The organism is Methylophaga nitratireducenticrescens (assembly GCF_000260985.4).
Classification (GTDB): domain Bacteria; phylum Pseudomonadota; class Gammaproteobacteria; order Nitrosococcales; family Methylophagaceae; genus Methylophaga; species Methylophaga nitratireducenticrescens.
Genome location: NC_017857.3, coordinates 2884064 through 2902500 on the forward strand (window position 1 = coordinate 2884064; position 18437 = coordinate 2902500).

The following is an 18437-nucleotide window of genomic DNA, read 5'->3' on the forward strand; positions in this document are numbered from 1 at the left end:
GGGTTACGGTTGCTGAGCGGGCAATGCGGTTGCAGGGGCAGGTTGCATCGCCGCCTCATCAAAATTGTCACCAATGTTGAAAGTAATTGTACTGATTTTATCTAACGCATTTCCAGCCGGATCCTGCTGCAGAACAATTGATCTGAATAAGGCATAGTGATGCGTATCTGACACCGACTTGATACCATCTGAATGCGGCTCAAAACCCCATTCGACACCTCCAGTCCATGTGCATACTACCGCCTCTTCGTAATTGGCAATGGTGGTTTCAACACATGGCTGACCAGCGACTTCTCTCAGTTTCCCGGTCGTTATTTTGTCCTGCCGCGCCGGAGAGCGTAACAACAAACTGGCATCCATGTTGGTTAGTGGTGCAATATCATAAGGCTGATTATCATTCAGATTGATCCCTGTCAGTCCCTCCGCATCTATCATGACATGACGACCACTACTGATCAGCTGAAAGTGGCAATGCGGTTGCTGTTGTGGTTCTTCCAACTGAAAATCCCAAGATTCCAGTCGGTAGGCCGTTCTGCTTTCATCAATCCAGCGTTGCAGACGAATAGTGCCCAGTTGTGACAGTTCAGTATCAGTCAATGCCTGGATCGAAACGCCCTCTTCCTGGCAGATATTTAGTAAATCGGCATACAACTCCCTGCGGTTTTCAGCGGTAGCAGGGGTAATAATCTGATCGATATATATATTCGGCATGGCTGTCGGCTGCTCAATCACTTCTGATGTAGTTGTATCTTCAACAGATGGCTCCAAATCTGAATCAGGCGCCTCTTCAAACTTGGTCAGCATGACGACTCCCACCACAAAAAGGATGAGTAACAATAAAAGATAAAATGTAAGTGGATTTCGATTCGGCATCGATAAACTTTTTAGTTACTGACCAAAACAATAAATTCCATGCTACTCATTTAAATCGTTATACGCTTTCGCCATTCACCCGACAAAACCTGTTAAATAATGCCCGGTTGGCCTTATTTATCCTCACAATCAACGAATTCATAGCCAGTGGCAGCGTCAAGATCTATCAGTTCAGATACTTCCTGGAAGCCAATATTTCTCGCCGTAACCAGATCTGTCTCAGCTATCTGATGAATCAGGATAGTACCTGTCCCCATCCCACAAGCTGCTGGATAGGCGACACCGGTTCTTCGACCACAATGTGTTTCAGTCACCTCAATATTTTCTGCTGCTAATTTCGCTGCGCTGTCGGCAGGTGTGATTCCAGTAGTTTCACATTGCTGTGCATTGCGGCTCTCATAAACCATTACCGGCTCACCAGCGTTACAACCACTAAGCAAAACCAATGTAGTGAAAAAAGATAAATAACCTGAGCTGCGCATAAGAAAAGAGGAACTAAAAGCCTGAGCCACGATCGAATCGTTTGACCAAAAACGAGAAACGAAAGGGCTCAAGTATGTACAATTTAGAGAAAATGTATTGCGAAGTCGATGATTTTTGCCAAAGATTTATCCCGGCCTGGCAACACCAGCAGATAGCAGCCGGAGATAAATGCCGGAACAAGCCTGGCAAGTTGTCGGAAAGTGAAGTCATCACTATTCTGATTTTATTTCACCAGCTCCGCTTCAGAGACTTCAAGACCTTTTATACACACTATGCCCGGAAGCACTTGAAGCAAGCTTTCCCCCAACTGGTTAGCTATACCCGCATGTTGAAACTGCTGCAAAGTGTGCTGGTTCCCCTGTGTGCCTTTATGACACAACGTTACGGCAAACCAACCGGCATCGCCTTTGTTGATTCAACCAAACTGGCGGTATGCCACAACATTCGCATTCCTCGAAACCGTGTCTTTAGCGGTGTTGCAGAGCGAGGCAAGGGCACCATGGGCTGGTTTTATGGCTTCAAGCTACACCTGTTAGTGAACGAACAAGGTGAAATACTTTCAGTAAAAATCACAACGGCCAATATTGATGACCGCAAGCCCATACCGGACATGGTCAAACAGCTATGGGGCACCTTGTATGGCGATAAAGGTTATCTGTCTCAAACACTTAAAGAGTCATTAGCCGAACAAGGCATTAAGCTGGTCACCGGCATTCGCAAGAATATGAAACCGCAACTGATGACGTTATGGGACCGGTTGATGTTGAGAAAACGCTATGTGATTGAAACAATATTTGACCAATTGAAGAATATTTCTCAAATCGAACACTCACGGCACCGCAGCCCTGTCAGCTTTATGGTCCACCTCATGGCTGGATTGGTGGCTTATACCTTCCAACCCAAGAAGCCTTCTATCAAGTTGAACAGGAATGAAAAGGGCGCGCTTATGCAGATCTGAGGTTAAATATATTCTCATGGTCAAACCTTAAAGTTATTCGCCCAAGACAAGGTAAATAATCTTTGAAATGATCGTATGGATGAAACTGAATAGTACAACGATTTTGGCGACGGTGAGAATTCATCTGAAAAGTCTGAGGTGATGAACTCAAGGTTTTAAAATAACTGAAACCTGCCCTGCTTTCCTGAATGCTGTGTTGCTAATTAGTGCATAAAAAAACGAGCTGGGATATAAATCAGTTATGACTACAGACCGTTAAACGGTTGTAAAAGCCATAATTAAAACTGACTCAAAGGCTGTGTCAGAATAAGAAAGGGTAAGCGAAAGCTTACCCTTTGTTTTGCAGTTGTTCAGAGGCCTGAACGTAATTGTCGAAATTCTGAATATAGTCATCCATATTCAATTCCAACATCCGTCGATATTCATTAACAAAAAAATCGACGGTTTCATCTCGTGCATCTGCCATATCCCTGGCATTAGTCCAGCCAGAGGCACTAAACCAAGCACTATATCTGGCCAATCCATACATAAATGATGCACTAACTTCACCGGCCTCTACACTTTTCTCCATTTGCTCATTAGCCAGTTTGATAAAAGCATCCGCTCTATCAAAAAAGGCCTTATCTCTCTCACTCATAAAGGTTTCGCTTTTTTATTTTCAAGTTGGGCAATCAACCAGTAAAAACCTGCAGAATAAACCTCCATCACTGCTGATGAATACGGAACAAAACATAATAAATCACAGGAAAACATCATTTATTGTTTTTTAGCCATTTGGCTAACCGGTTTTACTCATGATAGGTTCTTGAACATCCATAAACGCATAGCTGAGATCTGCCTATCAAACGCAGACTCGACTCATCCCTTGTTGGAATACTATTAGATGAACAAAACCACAGATGCAGAATTAAAGCGATCGGTCCCCGCCCCGCTTCTTGCCTTATATGGTCTGGGAACCATATTGGGCGCTGGAATTTATGTATTGATAGGCGAGATTGCCGGTGAAGCCGTAATCTATGCCCCGCTCACTTTTTTACTTGCATCCATAGTAGCGGCGTTTACTGCCTTTTCCTTTGCTGAACTGGCTGTTCGGCTACCCAGAAGTGGTGGTCCGGTTGCCTATGTAAGCGAGGCTTTCGGCTGCAGATGGCTTTCAATAATTACAGGCTGGATGATAGCCGCCACTGGGATTGTTTCAGCAGCCACTATCACTACAGGTTTTGCGGGATATTTTCAGATTTTTCTCTCCTGGCCGGATCTTCCACTGATGATTGGCCTGGTTCTGTTGCTGGGCAGTATTGCGGCTGTTGGCATGAAAGGAACGGCATGGTTTATGGGCATCACCACTGTTGCAGGTGTGTCGGGGTTAATCATCATACTGATGGTAACTGCTGGTAATTTTTCAGAATTGCCAGGTCGACTTTCTGAAGCACAACCTTTATCCAGCAGCTCTGCTTTGAGTGGCATTGTTCTGGGGGCTTTTCTCGCTTTTTATGCCTATATAGGTTTTGAAGACATTGTTCACGTCTCCGAAGAAGCCAAAAATGTCAGTAAAGCCATGCCTTTGGCCATTTTGTTTGCCTTGATTGTCTCTTTATTCTTTTATATTACCGTCTCGATGGGCGCAGTACTGACTTTATCTGCTGAAGCACTTGCTGATTCTAAAGCACCATTGGTTGATGTCATGAAAGCAGAAGGTTATTCAGGAAATATTCTGGGCGCACTTTCGTTATTTATTATAGTTAATGGTGCCCTGGCTCAGATAGTGATGGCTTCAAGAGTGTTTCATGATATGGGCAGGCATCTCAATGGGGTGCCCAAATGGCTGTCACAAATCAACCGGCGTACCCATACGCCATTAATGGCAACATTAGTCTGCGTCCTTATTATTATCGCGCTAGTGATCTTTTTCCCGACGGAAAGACTAGCCCAAGCCACATCATTTATCATATTGATGGTTTTTGCATTATCCAATATTGCACTGATTCGTCTTAAAAAAAATAGTCCAGTCCATAATGGTTTCAGCGTTCCATTATGGATACCTTATACAGGCACCACTCTTTGTATTCTAATGATCGCAGGTCATTTTTTTGTTTCTGCTTCATCGCATTAGATAAGGGCGTTTATTGTGCATGAGATCTTCCTAAATAACGGCTATTGCTGCAGCGGTGAATGTACGAAATCACTGACGAATATGGTACCTTTCAGCCATCAATAATGAGTACCAGACATGTCACGAAAAAAAGCTGCCCGCCATAAGTCAATTATTGATGAACTGACAATTCATCCATCAAAGCGCGTTAGTGAATTAGCCTCGGCATTAAACGTGACCACAGAAACCATTCGGCGTGACCTCGAAGAACTCGCACAACAAAAGCTGATCAGCCGCACTTATGGTGGAGCGTTATTGCGTCAGGCGGTTGAACCGGTGCTCAATGAACGCCATAAGGCCAACCTGGCTGAACGGGCTGCCATTGGTAAAAAAGCGGCTCCACTGCTGAAAGATGCCAAGGTATTAATGATAGGTTCAGGGGTAACCACGGTTGAAGTTGCCAAGCGTATTGTCTATGAAATGAGCAATATTACGGTTATTACCCATTCTTTTGGGGTAGCTAGGGTTTTGTCATTTAATCCGACAATTAAGGTCATTATGGCGCCAGGCGTTTATCATGCCGAAGAAAGCGCTACCCATGGTTCGGTGACTTGTCAGTTTCTGACAAATTACACCGCAGACTGGGCGATTTTGGGGGCCAGTGGTCTGGCCCCTACCGGACCATCAGATGCGTTAGTTGATGCGGCAGATGTCTATCAACAGATGATTCGGCAAAGCACACACAATATGATTGTCGCTGATCACAGCAAATTCGATCGCATGGCCACGGCAAGGTATGCAAAATGGAATGAAATTGACCATTTAATTACTGATCAAAAACCCAGTGGGCCACTTAAAAAAGCTTTATCCAGTGAACAGGTGCAGATTACTGAAGCGCCGCTCCAATAATTGCTGTTACTTACGTATATTGAACCTGCTGGGAAAACGCCTCTAAAAAGAAGTCCGCTTCAAATTGCGTCAGTGTTAACAATGGCCTTAGTTTCAAGGTGGCGCCAAACCTACCTGCAGCACCAATCAAAACGCCAGCCGCTTTTAAACCATTAATCACCTGTTTGGTTTTGAGCGGATCCGGGATGTGTTTATTTTCTTGTTTGCCGATAGTGATTCCCAGAAACAGTCCCTGCCCTCTCACCTCGTTAACGTAAGCGGATTGTTTAGCAATAGAGTTCAACTGAGTTTTTAAATAAAGCCCCATTTTCAGCGCATTTGCTTACAGATTATCCTGCTTGATAGTGTCGAGGACTGCCTGTCCAGCAGCAGCGGCAACTGGATTACCACCAAAGGTATTGAAATAACCGACATCAGCACAAAATCTGTCCAGATAGTCTGATTTTGTTGCGACAGCCGCCATTGGAAATCCATTACCCATCGGCTTTCCCATCGTCACAATATCCGGTGTTACCCCATGGAAATCACCCCCCCAAAAAGTCTCACCCATTCTGGCAAACCAGGCTGTACCTCATCGGCGATAAATACGCCACCTGCGTTATGCACGGCATCCACGGTTTTTTTGAGAAAACCTCTTGGCTCGGTATAGATACCGTCTGATGAAAAAATGGTATCGACTAATAAAGCCGCGACTCTAAATCCCCGTTCCCATAAAAGCTCAATAACTTCAGTGACTTTTGCAGCAAAGCCTGCCTCAATATCGTCACCATATTCCCCAACAGATGGGGCCGGTATTGCCACAACATGATCCGGCAACCAGCCCTGTTTGATAATTGATGGTGACACCTCGGTGACCAAACTGGTATTCCCGTGATAAGCATCTTCAGTAACAATAAAACCCTCGCCACCGGAAGCCTGTTTTGCCAGACGCATTGCCAGATCATTGGCCTCACTGCCCGAGCAGGTCATTACAATTTTGGTAATAGAATCAGGCAAAGTGGTCTTTAACAATTCAAGATAATCATCGACCACCGAGACCAGATAGCGGGTATGTACATTTAGCGTAGCAATTTGCTTTGAGACGTCCTCAACCACATTGGGATGACAATGCCCCAGACAAGGCACATTATTATAAAATCAAAATAGCGCTTACCATCGGCAGCCTGCATCCAGGCTCCCTGTGCCGAAACCATTTCAATAGGATCACACCGAGGCAGCCCCGCAGCCCCCAGATTATTTAAACGCCTTGTCACATTTTGCTGATGTTCGCCCTGATTGGCTTCAAAGGCATTCATATCCAGAATACGTTTTTCAGTTAAGCCATTACTTTCTTCGGTCTGTTGCTGCAGATATTGTTTTGCCCGCTCAATAGTGCCGAAGGTGAATTGTTCAAAACCGGCTTCAGCAGCGGTTTCTGTTTCCGGGTGACTTGCCACCCAGGCGGTCAGCAACAATCTCCGAAACATCACAAACGTTGAAATCATCGCTTCATCTTCGGCTGAAAGCGGCGCTATCGATTTATAACCACGCACCCAGGCACGTTGCAAATCCGGCAATAAAGGCGAGGTTTCCAGAAAGGACACTACTGAAGCAAAGTCATAAATAAACCAGCTAAACCCGCAAGCATCAAAATCAATCACACTTAGCTGTTTATCATCGACCAGCAAATTCGCTAAACGCAGATCGGCGTGCACCAGACCAAAGCGATCAGGGCTTTCACCATAGTGATGTAATTTTGCTTCCAATACTTCACATAACTGCTCTAATATTGCCTGGCCCGCTGGATCCAGCCCCGGTGCATCACGCCAGTCTCCATTTGCTTCAAAAGCGCTGTCAAAATTCCATTTTTTACGGGTAAAACCTTCCGGTAAAGACCATTGTCTTGCCTGTTGATGCAATCTGGCCGAGGTTGCACCCAATATCTCAAAACCCTCTATCATTGATTCATCTTCATTAGGTTGTTTACCCGGCATAAACTCGAAAGCCACCACGTAACGTTCCACGCCATCATCACTGAATGAAGCCACCATTGAACCATCATGACGAGTTAACGGTTCCGGTGTATTAAGCAGAGCTTGCTCCCGTAGCGATTGAATCCAGCTTAATTCGGAAAGAATTTCATTTTTGGAATGATATTCAGGGTGATGTACACGAATAATAAAACGTTGATCCTTTTCTTCATCGGTCACCATAAAGGTGGCATTTTCAGAAACCGTCAGCAGCGAGATATTGGCGGTTTCATTGATATTCCAATGCCCTAGTGATTTTTCGACCTCCCCAGTCAATTGCTGCAGATAATCGTCGTTATATAAACCGGTCATAACGCAAACCCAGATAAACAGTAGTGAAATAATTTATAACGTCAAAATGTCCGACTTGCAATATTTTTGTTGCAAAGAAAAAGATTTATGCTAAAAATACGGTTAACTTATTAACCTGAACTCGGGATAAGAAAATGAACTAAGTGCCTGCTTACGGATCAGATCTTTCGAGCAAGAATAATTTGATCACAAAGGTAAGCAGGCATGGACAAGTTAGTTGAAATTTTCTGTGACGTCGATGATTTTTGTCGTGTGTTTATTCCAGAATGGGAAAAAACGCTACTCCAATCGGGGCAACGTCAACGACGACGTCAGGGGCGAATGACGCCAGCGGAGATCATGACCATCATTATCGAGTTTCATCGCTCCAACTATCGCAAATTCAAAAGCTTTTATCTGCATCATGTGGCAAGACACCTACGCGATGCCTTCCCCGAACTGCTCAGCTACACCCGGTTTTTAGAGGTCATGCCAGGCGTACTGATGCCACTGTGTGCGTACTTCACGCATCTGAAAGGCTCGGCAACGGGGATAGCCTTTGTCGATTCCACCAGCATCAAGGTTTGCCACAACCTGCGGATCCCACGCCACAAGGTCTTTGACGGTGTGGCCACCCGGGGCAAGAGCACTATGGGCTGGTTTTACGGCTTTAAGCTACATCTGCTTATCAATCATCGCGGTGATATTCTGGATACCAAGCTCACACCGGCTAACGTCGATGACCGTGAACCCGTTCCAACAATGGTCAAAGGCTTGTTCGGTAAGCTCTATGCCGACAAGGGCTATATCAGTCAGGCGCTCTCCGGAAAGCTCTATGACCAGGGCATTGAACTCATCACCAATGTTCGTAAAAACATGAAACCGAAGCTATTATCACTCTGGGACAGGATATTACTCAAAAAGCGTTTCATCATTGAAACCATCAACGATCAGTTGAAGAATATCTCTCAAATCGAGCATTCCCGGCACAGAAGCCTGCATGGCTTCATGTTGAACCTCATGGGTGGGCTTATCGCCTATTGCCTGAAAGAAGATAAACCCTCCATCATGCTCTCTGAACAAGATATGAACTCACTTCACAGGCTCGCTTTGACGTCTGCTTAAACCGATCTCAGGTTAAGTAAACATAATCCCGTTTAAACGTCTTCACAAACGCCTCAGCCATGCCGTTACTTTCAGGGCTTCTGACAGGGGTTGTGCATACCTTAAAGCCCAGTGATTTCGCGAACTGCCGAGTGTCATCGGCAATATAGCAACTCCCATTATCGGTCAGCCACTCCACCTGGCGAGGTAGCTCTTGAACATCACCAAACCGCTTTTCGATACTCTCGACCAATACGTCCTGCACCATCAAAGCGTTAATGCCAGTGGTGGTGGCAACATAACTCATGACTTCAGGGTCGCAGCCGTCGAGACTAAACACTACTCGGACTTTTTCTTTATTCCAACAGCCGATCTCAAAACCATCTGAGCACCAACGTGTGTTGGAGTGAAGGGTAATAACCTTGCCTTCATGCGCTCGATTATCACCAACACGACCAGTATGCTTCGCTAACAGCAATTTATTCAGTCGCATGATGCGGTAAATCCGTTTGGGATTCACCCTGCTTAAAGGATGTTCGTCTATTTTCAACTGGCGATTTAAATGCGCCGTGATACGTCGATAGCCATTGGTTGCACGTTTGTCACATAACGCCTCAATCAGTGGCAACAGCATGGCATCCTCTGATTTGCTGTAACGTGCCGGACGACCTGCTTGTCGACCATTAATCCGTTGGTAAAGGTTAGAGCGCGACACACCCAATGCACTTACGACTCTGATGAGAGGGAATCGTCCGGTGGCAACAATGGCATGCGCGATATTAACTTTTTTGACTGGGCTATCTCCAGCGCCTCTTTCAAAATTTCCGTTTCCATGGTTTTGCGGCCAAGCAGTTGCTCAAGTTGCTTCACTTTTTTCTGCAACGCTTTGTGCTCAGCTGAGCTGACCACCTCATCACCAGATTGAATTGCCGACATGCCACCGTCTTGCATGAGTTTCTTCCACTTAAACAATAAACTTGGGGTGATGCCGTTTTGTCTGGCCACCAGTGACACCGAATACCCTGGCTGCATACTCATGGCAACAAATTTGGCTTTCTCCTGCGGAGTATAGCGACGACGACGCTGTTCGCCAGTAAAAATTTCAATACGTTCCATAGACACTCCTTAAAGATAGGTCTAAGCCTATCGCTTAATAATTGAGTGTCCGTTTTAAAATGGGGCTATTACATCTGGCTACCAACAGTCTCTTACTTATCGTTTACATTTGCTTTTCTGGCAGGAGCTAAGTTTTTGTCAGTATTATCTTCGTAATCGAAAGTCTTTGGATCATCAGTACCCTGGGTTCTTCCCTGCTCAGAACCTTGAATATAGGTCTTCTGACCTTCTTTATTTTGCTCAGCTTTTCTATCAGGGGTTAAATTTTTTGATCATTGTCTACGGTTTCGTTAGCAAAAACTGTAGTGGTTCAGCAGGAATCTATGCCTCGCTAACTTTTTTACTCGCGTCCATAGAGACGGGATTAACCGCTTTTCCTTTGCTGAACTGGCTATGCGGCTAAACCAGAAGTGGAGGCCCGACAGCCGATGTAAATACCGCTTGCCACTCCAGATGGCTTTCAATAATTAGTGGATGGATGATTGCGCTCGCCGACATTGTTCCAGCGGACACTATCACTACAGGTTTTGTGAGATATTTACAGATTTTTTCATGGCCGGATCTCCCACTAATGATTCGCCTATAGCTTGTTGATCAGGATCAATAAATGATCTTGTTTTGCACGGTAGAAATATATGTTTGATTATAATTTAGTTTTTTCTGGATAACATCCAATGAATACGCCTGAGTTACTTTTGCCCGCAGGAAGTATCCAACACATGCATTATGCCTTTGCTTTTGGGGCTGATGCAGTGTACGCGGGTCAGCCTCGATATAGCCTGCGTGTTCGGAACAACGCTTTTCACAAATTAGATATTCTGCAACAAGGTATTCAGGAAGCGCATCAACTGGGCAAACAGTTTTTTGTCGCCAGTAATTTGATGCCACACAATGCAAAAATCAAAACCTATATAAATGACATGGAAGCCGTTATAGCCATGCAGCCAGATGCACTCATTATGGCCGATCCTGGTTTAATAATGATGGTGAGAGAACGTTGGCCGGAAATGCCGATTCACTTGTCTGTTCAGGCAAACACCGTTAATTTTCAAGCTGTGCGATTCTGGCAATCATTAGGCTTAAGCCGGGTGATCTTATCAAGGGAATTGTCATTGGATGAGATTGAAGAAATTCGTCAACTATGTCCGGATATTGAACTTGAAGTATTTGTTCATGGAGCGTTGTGTATTGCCTATTCCGGTCGATGTCTGTTATCCGGATATTTTAATCATCGAGATCCCAACCAAGGTACCTGTACCAATGCGTGTCGATGGGATTACAAGACCTATCCCAGCGATCAGCAGGATGATTCCCCTAAAAAAATTGATTTCAATGCTTTATCAGCCATGCAAAAGCATCAACTTTCAGACTGTGGAGGTCAAGAAAGACACCCTCTTGCGGATAATATTTATCTTATCGAAGAAGCAAATCGTCCTGGCGAATTAATGCCCATTTTTGAGGATGAACATGGTACCTACATCATGAACTCAAAAGATCTACGTGCCATTCAACATATTGAACGATTATGCAAAATTGGTGTGGATTGCCTAAAGATCGAAGGACGAACTAAATCAATTTATTACGTCGCCCGAACAGCACAAATTTATCGTCAAGCTATTGATGATTCAATTGCTGGTCGTGCTTTTGATCCACGATTAATAGGTCAGCTTGATAATCTTTCCAATCGCGGTTACACCGATGGCTTTTATCAGCGCCATCCAACTCAGGAACAGCAAAACTACCTGCATGGTTATTCCAGTAATCTTCGTCAACAATATGTTGGAGAAGTTGTTGGTTTTGATGCCACAAACAAACAACTCAAAATTGATGTTCGCAATCAGTTTAGTGTTGGTGATACGTTAGAAATGATTACCCCATCCGGTAATATCAATTTTAACCTGTCTGTGATGTTCGATCTGCAAGGTCAGCCAATAACAAGAGCACCCGGTAGTGGCCATACCATTTCGCTTCCCTGGGAACTACCTTGGCAAGGGCCAGGATTATTGGCCAAACAATTAACAGCAAATAAATAAGAAATTTTCCACCTAGATAGTGTCGTCACGAAATATTGAGCCAGAGCACCAAACATCTGATCTGCACGGCAGCCAAAAAGGACGCCAGATTCTTGGCATAGCGCGTCGCAATGCCGCGCCAACGCTTGAGATGCAGAAAGGCATTTTCAACCAGGTGGCGCTGCCGGTAGAGATGTCTGTCGTATTCACGTTGCGTCTTCCTGTTCTTTCGCGGCGGGATGACCGCTTGCATACCCCGGTTTTTCGCTTTCTCAACAATGGCATCGCTGTCGTAACCCTTGTCGGCAATCAAGTGCTGTGCTTCAAGGCCATCAATCAATGCGTCAGCTTGAGAGCAATCCGCTCGGGTAGCCTCTGTAGCAATAATTCGGACCGGCATACCATGCGCATCCACGGCCAGGTGTACCTTGGTGTTGAGCCCCCTTTTGTGCGGCTCATCCCCTGATTGCCGCCTCGTGCGCCCGCCGCATGAGGATGAACCTTGCAGTGACTGGCATCAATCATCAGCCACTCATAGTCGGGCTCATCAATTAGGCATTCCAGCAGCACCTCCCATACCCCCCGATCTCGCCAGCGACAGAAGCGCCGGTGGGTGTTCTTCCAATCTCCGTAACTGGCGGGCAGGTCTCGCCAGGGCGCTCCCGTGCGCAGTATCCAGAACACCGCGTCAATGAACTGCCGGTTGTTGTGCGCAATGCCGCCCCATTGGCCGCGCTGTCCCGGGAGGTGCGGCTCCAGCAGTGCCCAGGTTGCATCCGAAATGTCATGTCGTCGCGTGCTCTCCATCATCGAAAATACCTCGCCCAGATTGATTTGAGGGCAATTATAACAAATCCCGTGACGACAGTATCTAGCAGCCTGTCGGACTTGCACCTGACAAGCGTTATTTAAAGTTGTCTTGTTCGCTTGGCTTCCCGAGTTTGACCGTTAGTGATCATCAGAGACCCCAGATTGGCCTCTATGGCACTTTGAGGTACTCCAGATAAGGCCTTTGGGCGGGTGAAAAGGCCCTCACTGCGCCATTTTCAACACGCTCATCCGCTTCACATTCCACGCCAGCGTGGCTAACGTCCACTCGCCCGCCACCTTCTCCAGCCTCCTCATCGAGAACTGTCTCAAGCCCATCACATGTTTGATAATTCAAAACACGGGCTCCATCGCTTGTTTTCGCAGTGCATACAGTGCTCATCCGGACTGGGGTGTTCACTGGTGTTTCATCTGTGTCACCGGGTCGTCCGAGGCAGGCGCCGGATCATCGGGTTCGAACCGATCAAACACGGATAAGTGGTGTTGATCACGCACCACCGCCAGTGACGGCCGGATGTTTTTCTCCCTGCATACCTGGACATTGGCTTTGCTGAAGTCCAACAGATCCGTAACGGTGCCGAGGGTCTACCGTTTGGCCTGTTTTTGCTGGTAGTCAGCCTACTCCTGTTCAAAGCGCTCTTGCGCTCGTGCCTCAATCGCCCGCTTCGCTTCAGCCAGTGCTTCCCGCCGGGATCCAAGCCGGGCGATCTCAGCGGGGATATCCATACCTTCAACGATCTGCCGCCCCAGCTTGGGCGGCAAGTTCGCTCACAAAAATTAATCAACCCACATTGGCAGCCACATGATGATGAACGCCAGCTAATAATTCCGTTCCATCTTGTCGTAGCGCGTTGCAATCCCCGAAAATGCTTGATTCTGGCAAAGGCATTCCTGATATCGACTTGGTGTTTTATGTAAAAGCCCGACATTTATTTACAGGGAGTTGATGTGTGCCTAGAGCGCATAAGCGGTTATCGTTAACCTACTTTGATGAAGTGCCTCCATGCTCTTCATCCTTCGGACGCCTGGCGGCGTCCATTATCGCTTATCTCCATGGACGGAGTGTATGCAAAGCAATGTCTGGAACATTGCATGTCCTGGCGATAATGTCACATGGGGTGTTCCCATGCTCAGGCAGGATTAAAGCCAACCTTCAAGACAAAAAAATACCCGGGCCTTTATGAGGACCGGGTATCGTTTTATATTAAAGCCTGGCAGTGACCTACTTTATCAGCCACCTCCCTGTGGCTGACCCTTCGGGCTCGCTTCGCTCATGCAAAAACGCTTATCTCCATGGATGGAGTGTATGCAGAAGCAATGCTGGGAGCATTGCCTGTCCTGGCGTTTTTGTCACTCCGTTCAAGTAGGTCACACTATCTAAACTTCAAATAATAAAAAAGGCCACCCTGAAGAAGTAGTTTGTGCATTGACCTACTTTGACTGAGCCCATCCATGGGCTCAGCCCTTCGGGCGCCTGACGGCGTCCAAAAACACTCCCGGTGTTTTTGTTTTCCCGATTCAAGACAGAACAATTCCAAACCTCAATACAAAAAAAAGAGCCCATCCGATTGGATGAGCTCTTTTTTTGTATTAAAGCCTGGCAGTGACCTACTTTCACATGGGAACTCCCACACTATCATCGGCGCTGAGCTGTTTCACTTCTGTGTTCGGGATGGGAACAGGTGGTGCCAACTCGCTATGGCCGCCAGGCATAACTGGCTGCTTACTTTTCGGGTAAGCTAATTCGGGAAGTAAAGTATTGGTTCTTATGCGCGCCCAACTTACTTGGGGTTATATGGTCAAGCCTCACGGGCAATTAGTATTGGTTAGCTTCATACATTACTGCACTTCCACACCCAACCTATCAACGTAGTGGTCTTCTACGGCCCTTCAGGGACTTAAAGTCCAGGGAAATCTAATCTTGAGGGGGGCTTCCCGCTTAGATGCTTTCAGCGGTTATCCCGTCCGTACATAGCTACCGGGCAATGCCATTGGCATGACAACCCGAACACCAGGGGTACGTCCACTCCGGTCCTCTCGTACTAGGAGCAGCTCCTCTCAAATTTCCAACGCCCACGGCAGATAGGGACCGAACTGTCTCACGACGTTCTAAACCCAGCTCGCGTACCACTTTAAATGGCGAACAGCCATACCCTTGGGACCGGCTACAGCCCCAGGATGTGATGAGCCGACATCGAGGTGCCAAACACCGCCGTCGATGTGAACTCTTGGGCGGTATCAGCCTGTTATCCCCGGAGTACCTTTTATCCGTTGAGCGATGGCCCTTCCATTCAGAACCACCGGATCACTATGACCTACTTTCGTACCTGCTCGACGTGTCTGTCTCGCAGTCAAGCACACTTTTGCCATTGCACTAACCGTATGATGTCCGACCATACTTAGTGTACCTTCGTGCTCCTCCGTTACTCTTTGGGAGGAGACCGCCCCAGTCAAACTACCCACCATACACTGTCCCTATTCCCGATAAGGGAACGAGGTTAGAACTCCAAACATACCAGGCTGGTATTTCAAGGTTGGCTCCACGCAAACTGGCGTTCACGCTTCGATGCCTCCCAGCTATCCTACACAAGTAGGTTCAAAGTTCAGTGCAAAGCTGTAGTAAAGGTTCACGGGGTCTTTCCGTCTAGCCGCGGGTATACGGCATCTTAACCGCAATTTCAATTTCACTGAGTCTCGGGTGGAGACAGTGTGGCCATCGTTACGCCATTCGTGCAGGTCGGAACTTACCCGACAAGGAATTTCGCTACCTTAGGACCGTTATAGTTACGGCCGCCGTTTACCGGGGCTTCGATCAAGAGCTTCTTCCGAAGAATAACCCCATCAATTAACCTTCCGGCACCGGGCAGGCGTCACACCCTATACGTCCACTTTCGTGTTTGCAGAGTGCTGTGTTTTTAATAAACAGTCGCAGCCACCAGTTCACTGCAACCCTCTTCAGCTCCACGAGCAAGTCGCTTCACCTAACAAGGGCACACCTTCTCCCGAAGTTACGGTGCTATTTTGCCTAGTTCCTTCACCCGAGTTCTCTCAAGCGCCTTAGAATTCTCATCCCATCCACCTGTGTCGGTTTGGGGTACGGTCGTTTGTTACCTGAAGCTTAGAGACTTTTCCTGGAAGCCTGGTATCAGTTACTTCGTCTCCATTGAGACTCGTCATCATGCCTCAGCTTAGCGCTACGGATTTTCCTATAGCACACGCCTACACACTTAAACCAACATATCCAACAGTTGGCTAACCTAACCTTCTCCGTCATCCCATCGCAGTAACAACCGGTACAGGAATATTAACCTGTTTTCCATCGACTACGCATTTCTGCCTCGCCTTAGGGACCGACTCACCCTGCTCCGATTAGCGTTGAGCAGGAAACCTTGGATTTTCGGCGAGGGGGCCTCTCACCCCCTTTATCGTTACTCATGTCAGCATTCGCACTTGTGATATCTCCAGCAAGCTTCTCAACTCACCTTCACAGACTTACACAACGCTCCTCTACCATGCCGTGCATCTTTAAACCAACTCGTTTTAGCGCTTTCTCCACCCCTACCAACTTAACGTTCGGGAGGGCTTGGTCGCTTTCAGCGACAAGCGTAAATCAGTTTAAAGATGCACGGCATCCATAGCTTCGGTATATGGCTTAAGCCCCGGTACATCTTCCGCGCAGGCCGACTCGACTAGTGAGCTATTACGCTTTCTTTAAAGGGTGGCTGCTTCTAAGCCAACCTCCTAGCTGTCTGTGCCTTCCCACCTCGTTTTCCACTGAGCCATAATTTTGGGACCTTAGCTGATGGTCTGGGTTGTTTCCCTTTCCACGACGGACGTTATCACCCGCCGTGTGTCTCCCATGATTGCACTTCTCGGTATTCGGAGTTTGCATGGGGTTGGTAAGTCGGGATGACCCCCTAGCCCAAACAGTGCTCTACCCCCAAGAGTGAGTCATGAGGCGCTACCTAAATAGCTTTCGAGGAGAACCAGCTATCTCCTGGCTTGATTAGCCTTTCACTCCGATCCACAGTTCATCCCCGCATTTTTCAACATACGTGGGTTCGGCCCTCCAGTTAGTGTTACCCAACCTTCAGCCTGACCATGGATAGATCGCCAGGTTTCGGGTCTAATCCATGCAACTAGTCGCCCTATTAAGACTCGGTTTCCCTTCGCCTCCCCTATTCGGTTAAGCTCGCTACATAAATTAAGTCGCTGACCCATTATACAAAAGGTACGCAGTCACCCCATCACTAAGCTACCTCTGTTTGTTTTGGAGTTGGGCTCGCTCTCGCTCGCCACCTCAAAACCGCCTCTTTACTCTCTAACGTAAATTGACTGCTTGTTTTGGGGTTGGGCTCGCTCTCGCTCGCCACCTCAAAACCGCCTCTTTACTCTCTAACGTAAATTGACTGCTTGTTTTGGGGTTGGGCTCGCTCTCGCTCGCCACCTCAAAACCGCCTCTTTACTCTCTAACGTAAATTGACTGCTTGTTTTGGGGTTGGGCTCGCTCTCGCTCGCCACCTCAAAATCAAAGGTATTTTCGTTTCCCACCACTAAAGCAGCTTAGTGATGGGGCTCCTACTGCTTGTACGCACACGGTTTCAGGTTCTATTTCACTCCCCTAAACGGGGTTCTTTTCGCCTTTCCCTCACGGTACTAGTTCACTATCGGTCGATAAGGAGTATTTAGCCTTGGAGGATGGTCCCCCCATGTTCAGACAAGGTTTCTCGTGCCCCGCCCTACTTGTCGCAAGCTTAGTACCTTTAACGCCTTTTCGTGTACGGGGCTATCACCCTGTATCGCCAAGCTTTCCAGCTCGTTCCACTAAAACGTTAAATATTACTTGCAGGCTGTTTCCCGTTCGCTCGCCGCTACTAGGGAAATCTCGGTTGATTTCTTTTCCTCCGGCTACTTAGATGTTTCAGTTCGCCGGGTTCGCTTCATTAAGCTATGTATTCACTTAATGATACATACCCAAGGGTATGTGGGTTGCCCCATTCGGAGATCGCAGGCTCAAAGCTCGTTTATCAGCTCCCCTACGCTTTTCGCAGATTACTACGTCCTTCATCGCCTCTTATCGCCAAGGCATCCACCATGTGCGCTTATTCACTTGACCATATAACCCGAAATAAATTGAGTTATATGTATTTGCTACATAAGTTTCTTTACGTGCATTATTGCCGTGTCTCACGACAACACAATAATGCGCCTTGTTTACTTTACTTCCCGTTTTGTTAAAGAGCAGTGTATTAAACACTTTATAATCAACTTAAACTCAAGTTCACTATGAAGTATTCATTCACCAGACAGAGATTGGTGGAGCTACGCGGGATCGAACCGCGGACCTCCTGCGTGCAAGGCAGTCACCCCTCCGGGCCCCAGCCTCCGCTGCGCTTCGGCGTTCGCAAGCTGCGAAGCAGTGCTTCGGTCTTGCTCACCCCAGCTGAGCTACTTGCTATTATTCCCATTTGGTGGAGCTACGCGGGATCGAACCGCGGACCTCCTGCGTGCAAGGCAGGCGCTCTCCCAGCTGAGCTATAGCCCCAGGGTTGGGTTTTCCGGGTTACCACTTACCCCTGATTTCAAGGGCTTTTTCTCAGCTTGTTCGGTTTTGCTGGTGAAGCTGCCTTTCGGCAGTGAGCCAGCAAAAGCGGGCAAGATGAGGAAAAGTGGTGGGTCTGGGAAGATTTGAACTTCCGACCTCACCCTTATCAGGGGTGCGCTCTAACCAACTGAGCTACAGACCCAGATCTCTGTCTGTT

General features: G+C 47.1%; 11 protein-coding genes, 3 tRNA genes, 2 rRNA genes and 2 pseudogenes. 5 read left to right on the forward strand and 13 right to left on the reverse strand.

Annotation, left to right across the window (positions count from 1 at the left end):
* Positions 1-3: 3 nt before the first annotated feature.
* Positions 4-804: a hypothetical protein gene (locus Q7A_RS13740; protein ID WP_014708229.1), complete on the reverse strand. Its 801-nt coding sequence runs from the start codon at positions 802-804 to the stop codon at positions 4-6.
* A gap of 182 nt (positions 805-986) precedes the next feature.
* A complete protein-coding gene (locus Q7A_RS13745; RefSeq protein ID WP_151903930.1) occupies positions 987-1385 on the reverse strand; it encodes a hypothetical protein in 399 nt (132 codons plus the stop codon).
* Positions 1386-1429: 44 nt separating this feature from the next.
* Between Q7A_RS13745 and Q7A_RS13750 the strand changes: the two genes are divergently transcribed.
* Positions 1430-2314: an IS982 family transposase gene (locus Q7A_RS13750; protein WP_014706222.1), complete on the forward strand. Its 885-nt coding sequence runs from the start codon at positions 1430-1432 to the stop codon at positions 2312-2314.
* Between the two features lie 328 nt (positions 2315-2642).
* Here Q7A_RS13750 and Q7A_RS13755 read toward each other — a convergent pair whose 3' ends face one another.
* Complete coding sequence (locus tag Q7A_RS13755) at positions 2643-2951, reverse strand: DUF3144 domain-containing protein (protein WP_014708231.1); 309 nt, start codon at positions 2949-2951, stop codon at positions 2643-2645.
* 246 nt (positions 2952-3197) lie between these two features.
* Here Q7A_RS13755 and Q7A_RS13760 point away from each other — a divergent pair, with 246 nt between their 5' ends.
* Positions 3198-4427 carry an APC family permease gene (locus Q7A_RS13760; RefSeq protein WP_014708233.1) on the forward strand — a complete coding sequence of 410 codons (1230 nt, stop codon included), beginning with the start codon at positions 3198-3200 and terminating at the stop codon, positions 4425-4427.
* A 117-nt stretch (positions 4428-4544) separates the two neighbouring features.
* Positions 4545-5315 carry a DeoR/GlpR family DNA-binding transcription regulator gene (locus Q7A_RS13765; RefSeq protein WP_014708234.1) on the forward strand — a complete coding sequence of 257 codons (771 nt, stop codon included), beginning with the start codon at positions 4545-4547 and terminating at the stop codon, positions 5313-5315.
* Positions 5316-5325: 10 nt separating this feature from the next.
* Here Q7A_RS13765 and Q7A_RS15720 read toward each other — a convergent pair.
* Positions 5326-6440: pseudogene (locus Q7A_RS15720) on the reverse strand (aspartate aminotransferase family protein).
* Complete coding sequence (locus Q7A_RS15420; protein WP_014708235.1) at positions 6374-7636, reverse strand: phosphotransferase enzyme family protein; 1263 nt, start codon at positions 7634-7636, stop codon at positions 6374-6376. Before Q7A_RS15420 ends, Q7A_RS15720 begins: the two are co-directional and overlap by 67 nt.
* 204 nt (positions 7637-7840) lie before the next feature.
* Between Q7A_RS15420 and Q7A_RS13790 the strand changes: the two genes are divergently transcribed.
* Positions 7841-8740, forward strand: a complete 900-nt coding sequence (locus tag Q7A_RS13790) for an IS982 family transposase (RefSeq protein ID WP_014708236.1) — start codon at positions 7841-7843, stop codon at positions 8738-8740.
* Positions 8741-8753: 13 nt separating this feature from the next.
* Here Q7A_RS13790 and Q7A_RS15590 read toward each other — a convergent pair.
* Positions 8754-9835, reverse strand: a pseudogene (locus tag Q7A_RS15590) (IS3 family transposase); the annotation flags it as partial.
* 674 nt (positions 9836-10509) lie between these two features.
* Here Q7A_RS15590 and trhP point away from each other — a divergent pair.
* Complete coding sequence (trhP, locus tag Q7A_RS13805) at positions 10510-11868, forward strand: prephenate-dependent tRNA uridine(34) hydroxylase TrhP (RefSeq protein WP_041354734.1); 1359 nt, start codon at positions 10510-10512, stop codon at positions 11866-11868.
* A 25-nt stretch (positions 11869-11893) separates the two neighbouring features.
* On the opposite strand, the gene Q7A_RS13810 is transcribed toward trhP, so the two are convergent.
* From Q7A_RS13810 to Q7A_RS13845, 7 genes are all read right to left on the reverse strand, one after another.
* A protein-coding gene (locus Q7A_RS13810; RefSeq protein WP_089418554.1) for an IS5 family transposase occupies positions 11894-12657 on the reverse strand; the annotation gives its coding sequence in 2 pieces (ribosomal slippage) (positions 11894-12285 and positions 12285-12657; 765 coding nt in all).
* A 169-nt stretch (positions 12658-12826) separates the two neighbouring features.
* Positions 12827-13012: a hypothetical protein gene (locus Q7A_RS13815; RefSeq protein ID WP_014708241.1), complete on the reverse strand. Its 186-nt coding sequence runs from the start codon at positions 13010-13012 to the stop codon at positions 12827-12829.
* 1258 nt (positions 13013-14270) lie between these two features.
* Positions 14271-14385: ribosomal RNA gene (gene rrf / locus Q7A_RS13825) — 5S ribosomal RNA — on the reverse strand.
* A gap of 85 nt (positions 14386-14470) precedes the next feature.
* Positions 14471-17791, reverse strand: a 23S ribosomal RNA gene (locus tag Q7A_RS13830).
* Positions 17792-17989: 198 nt separating this feature from the next.
* A tRNA-Ala gene (locus tag Q7A_RS13835) sits at positions 17990-18062 on the reverse strand.
* 82 nt (positions 18063-18144) lie between these two features.
* A tRNA-Ala gene (locus Q7A_RS13840) sits at positions 18145-18220 on the reverse strand.
* 125 nt (positions 18221-18345) lie between these two features.
* Positions 18346-18422, reverse strand: a tRNA-Ile gene (locus tag Q7A_RS13845).
* Positions 18423-18437 lie beyond the last annotated feature (15 nt).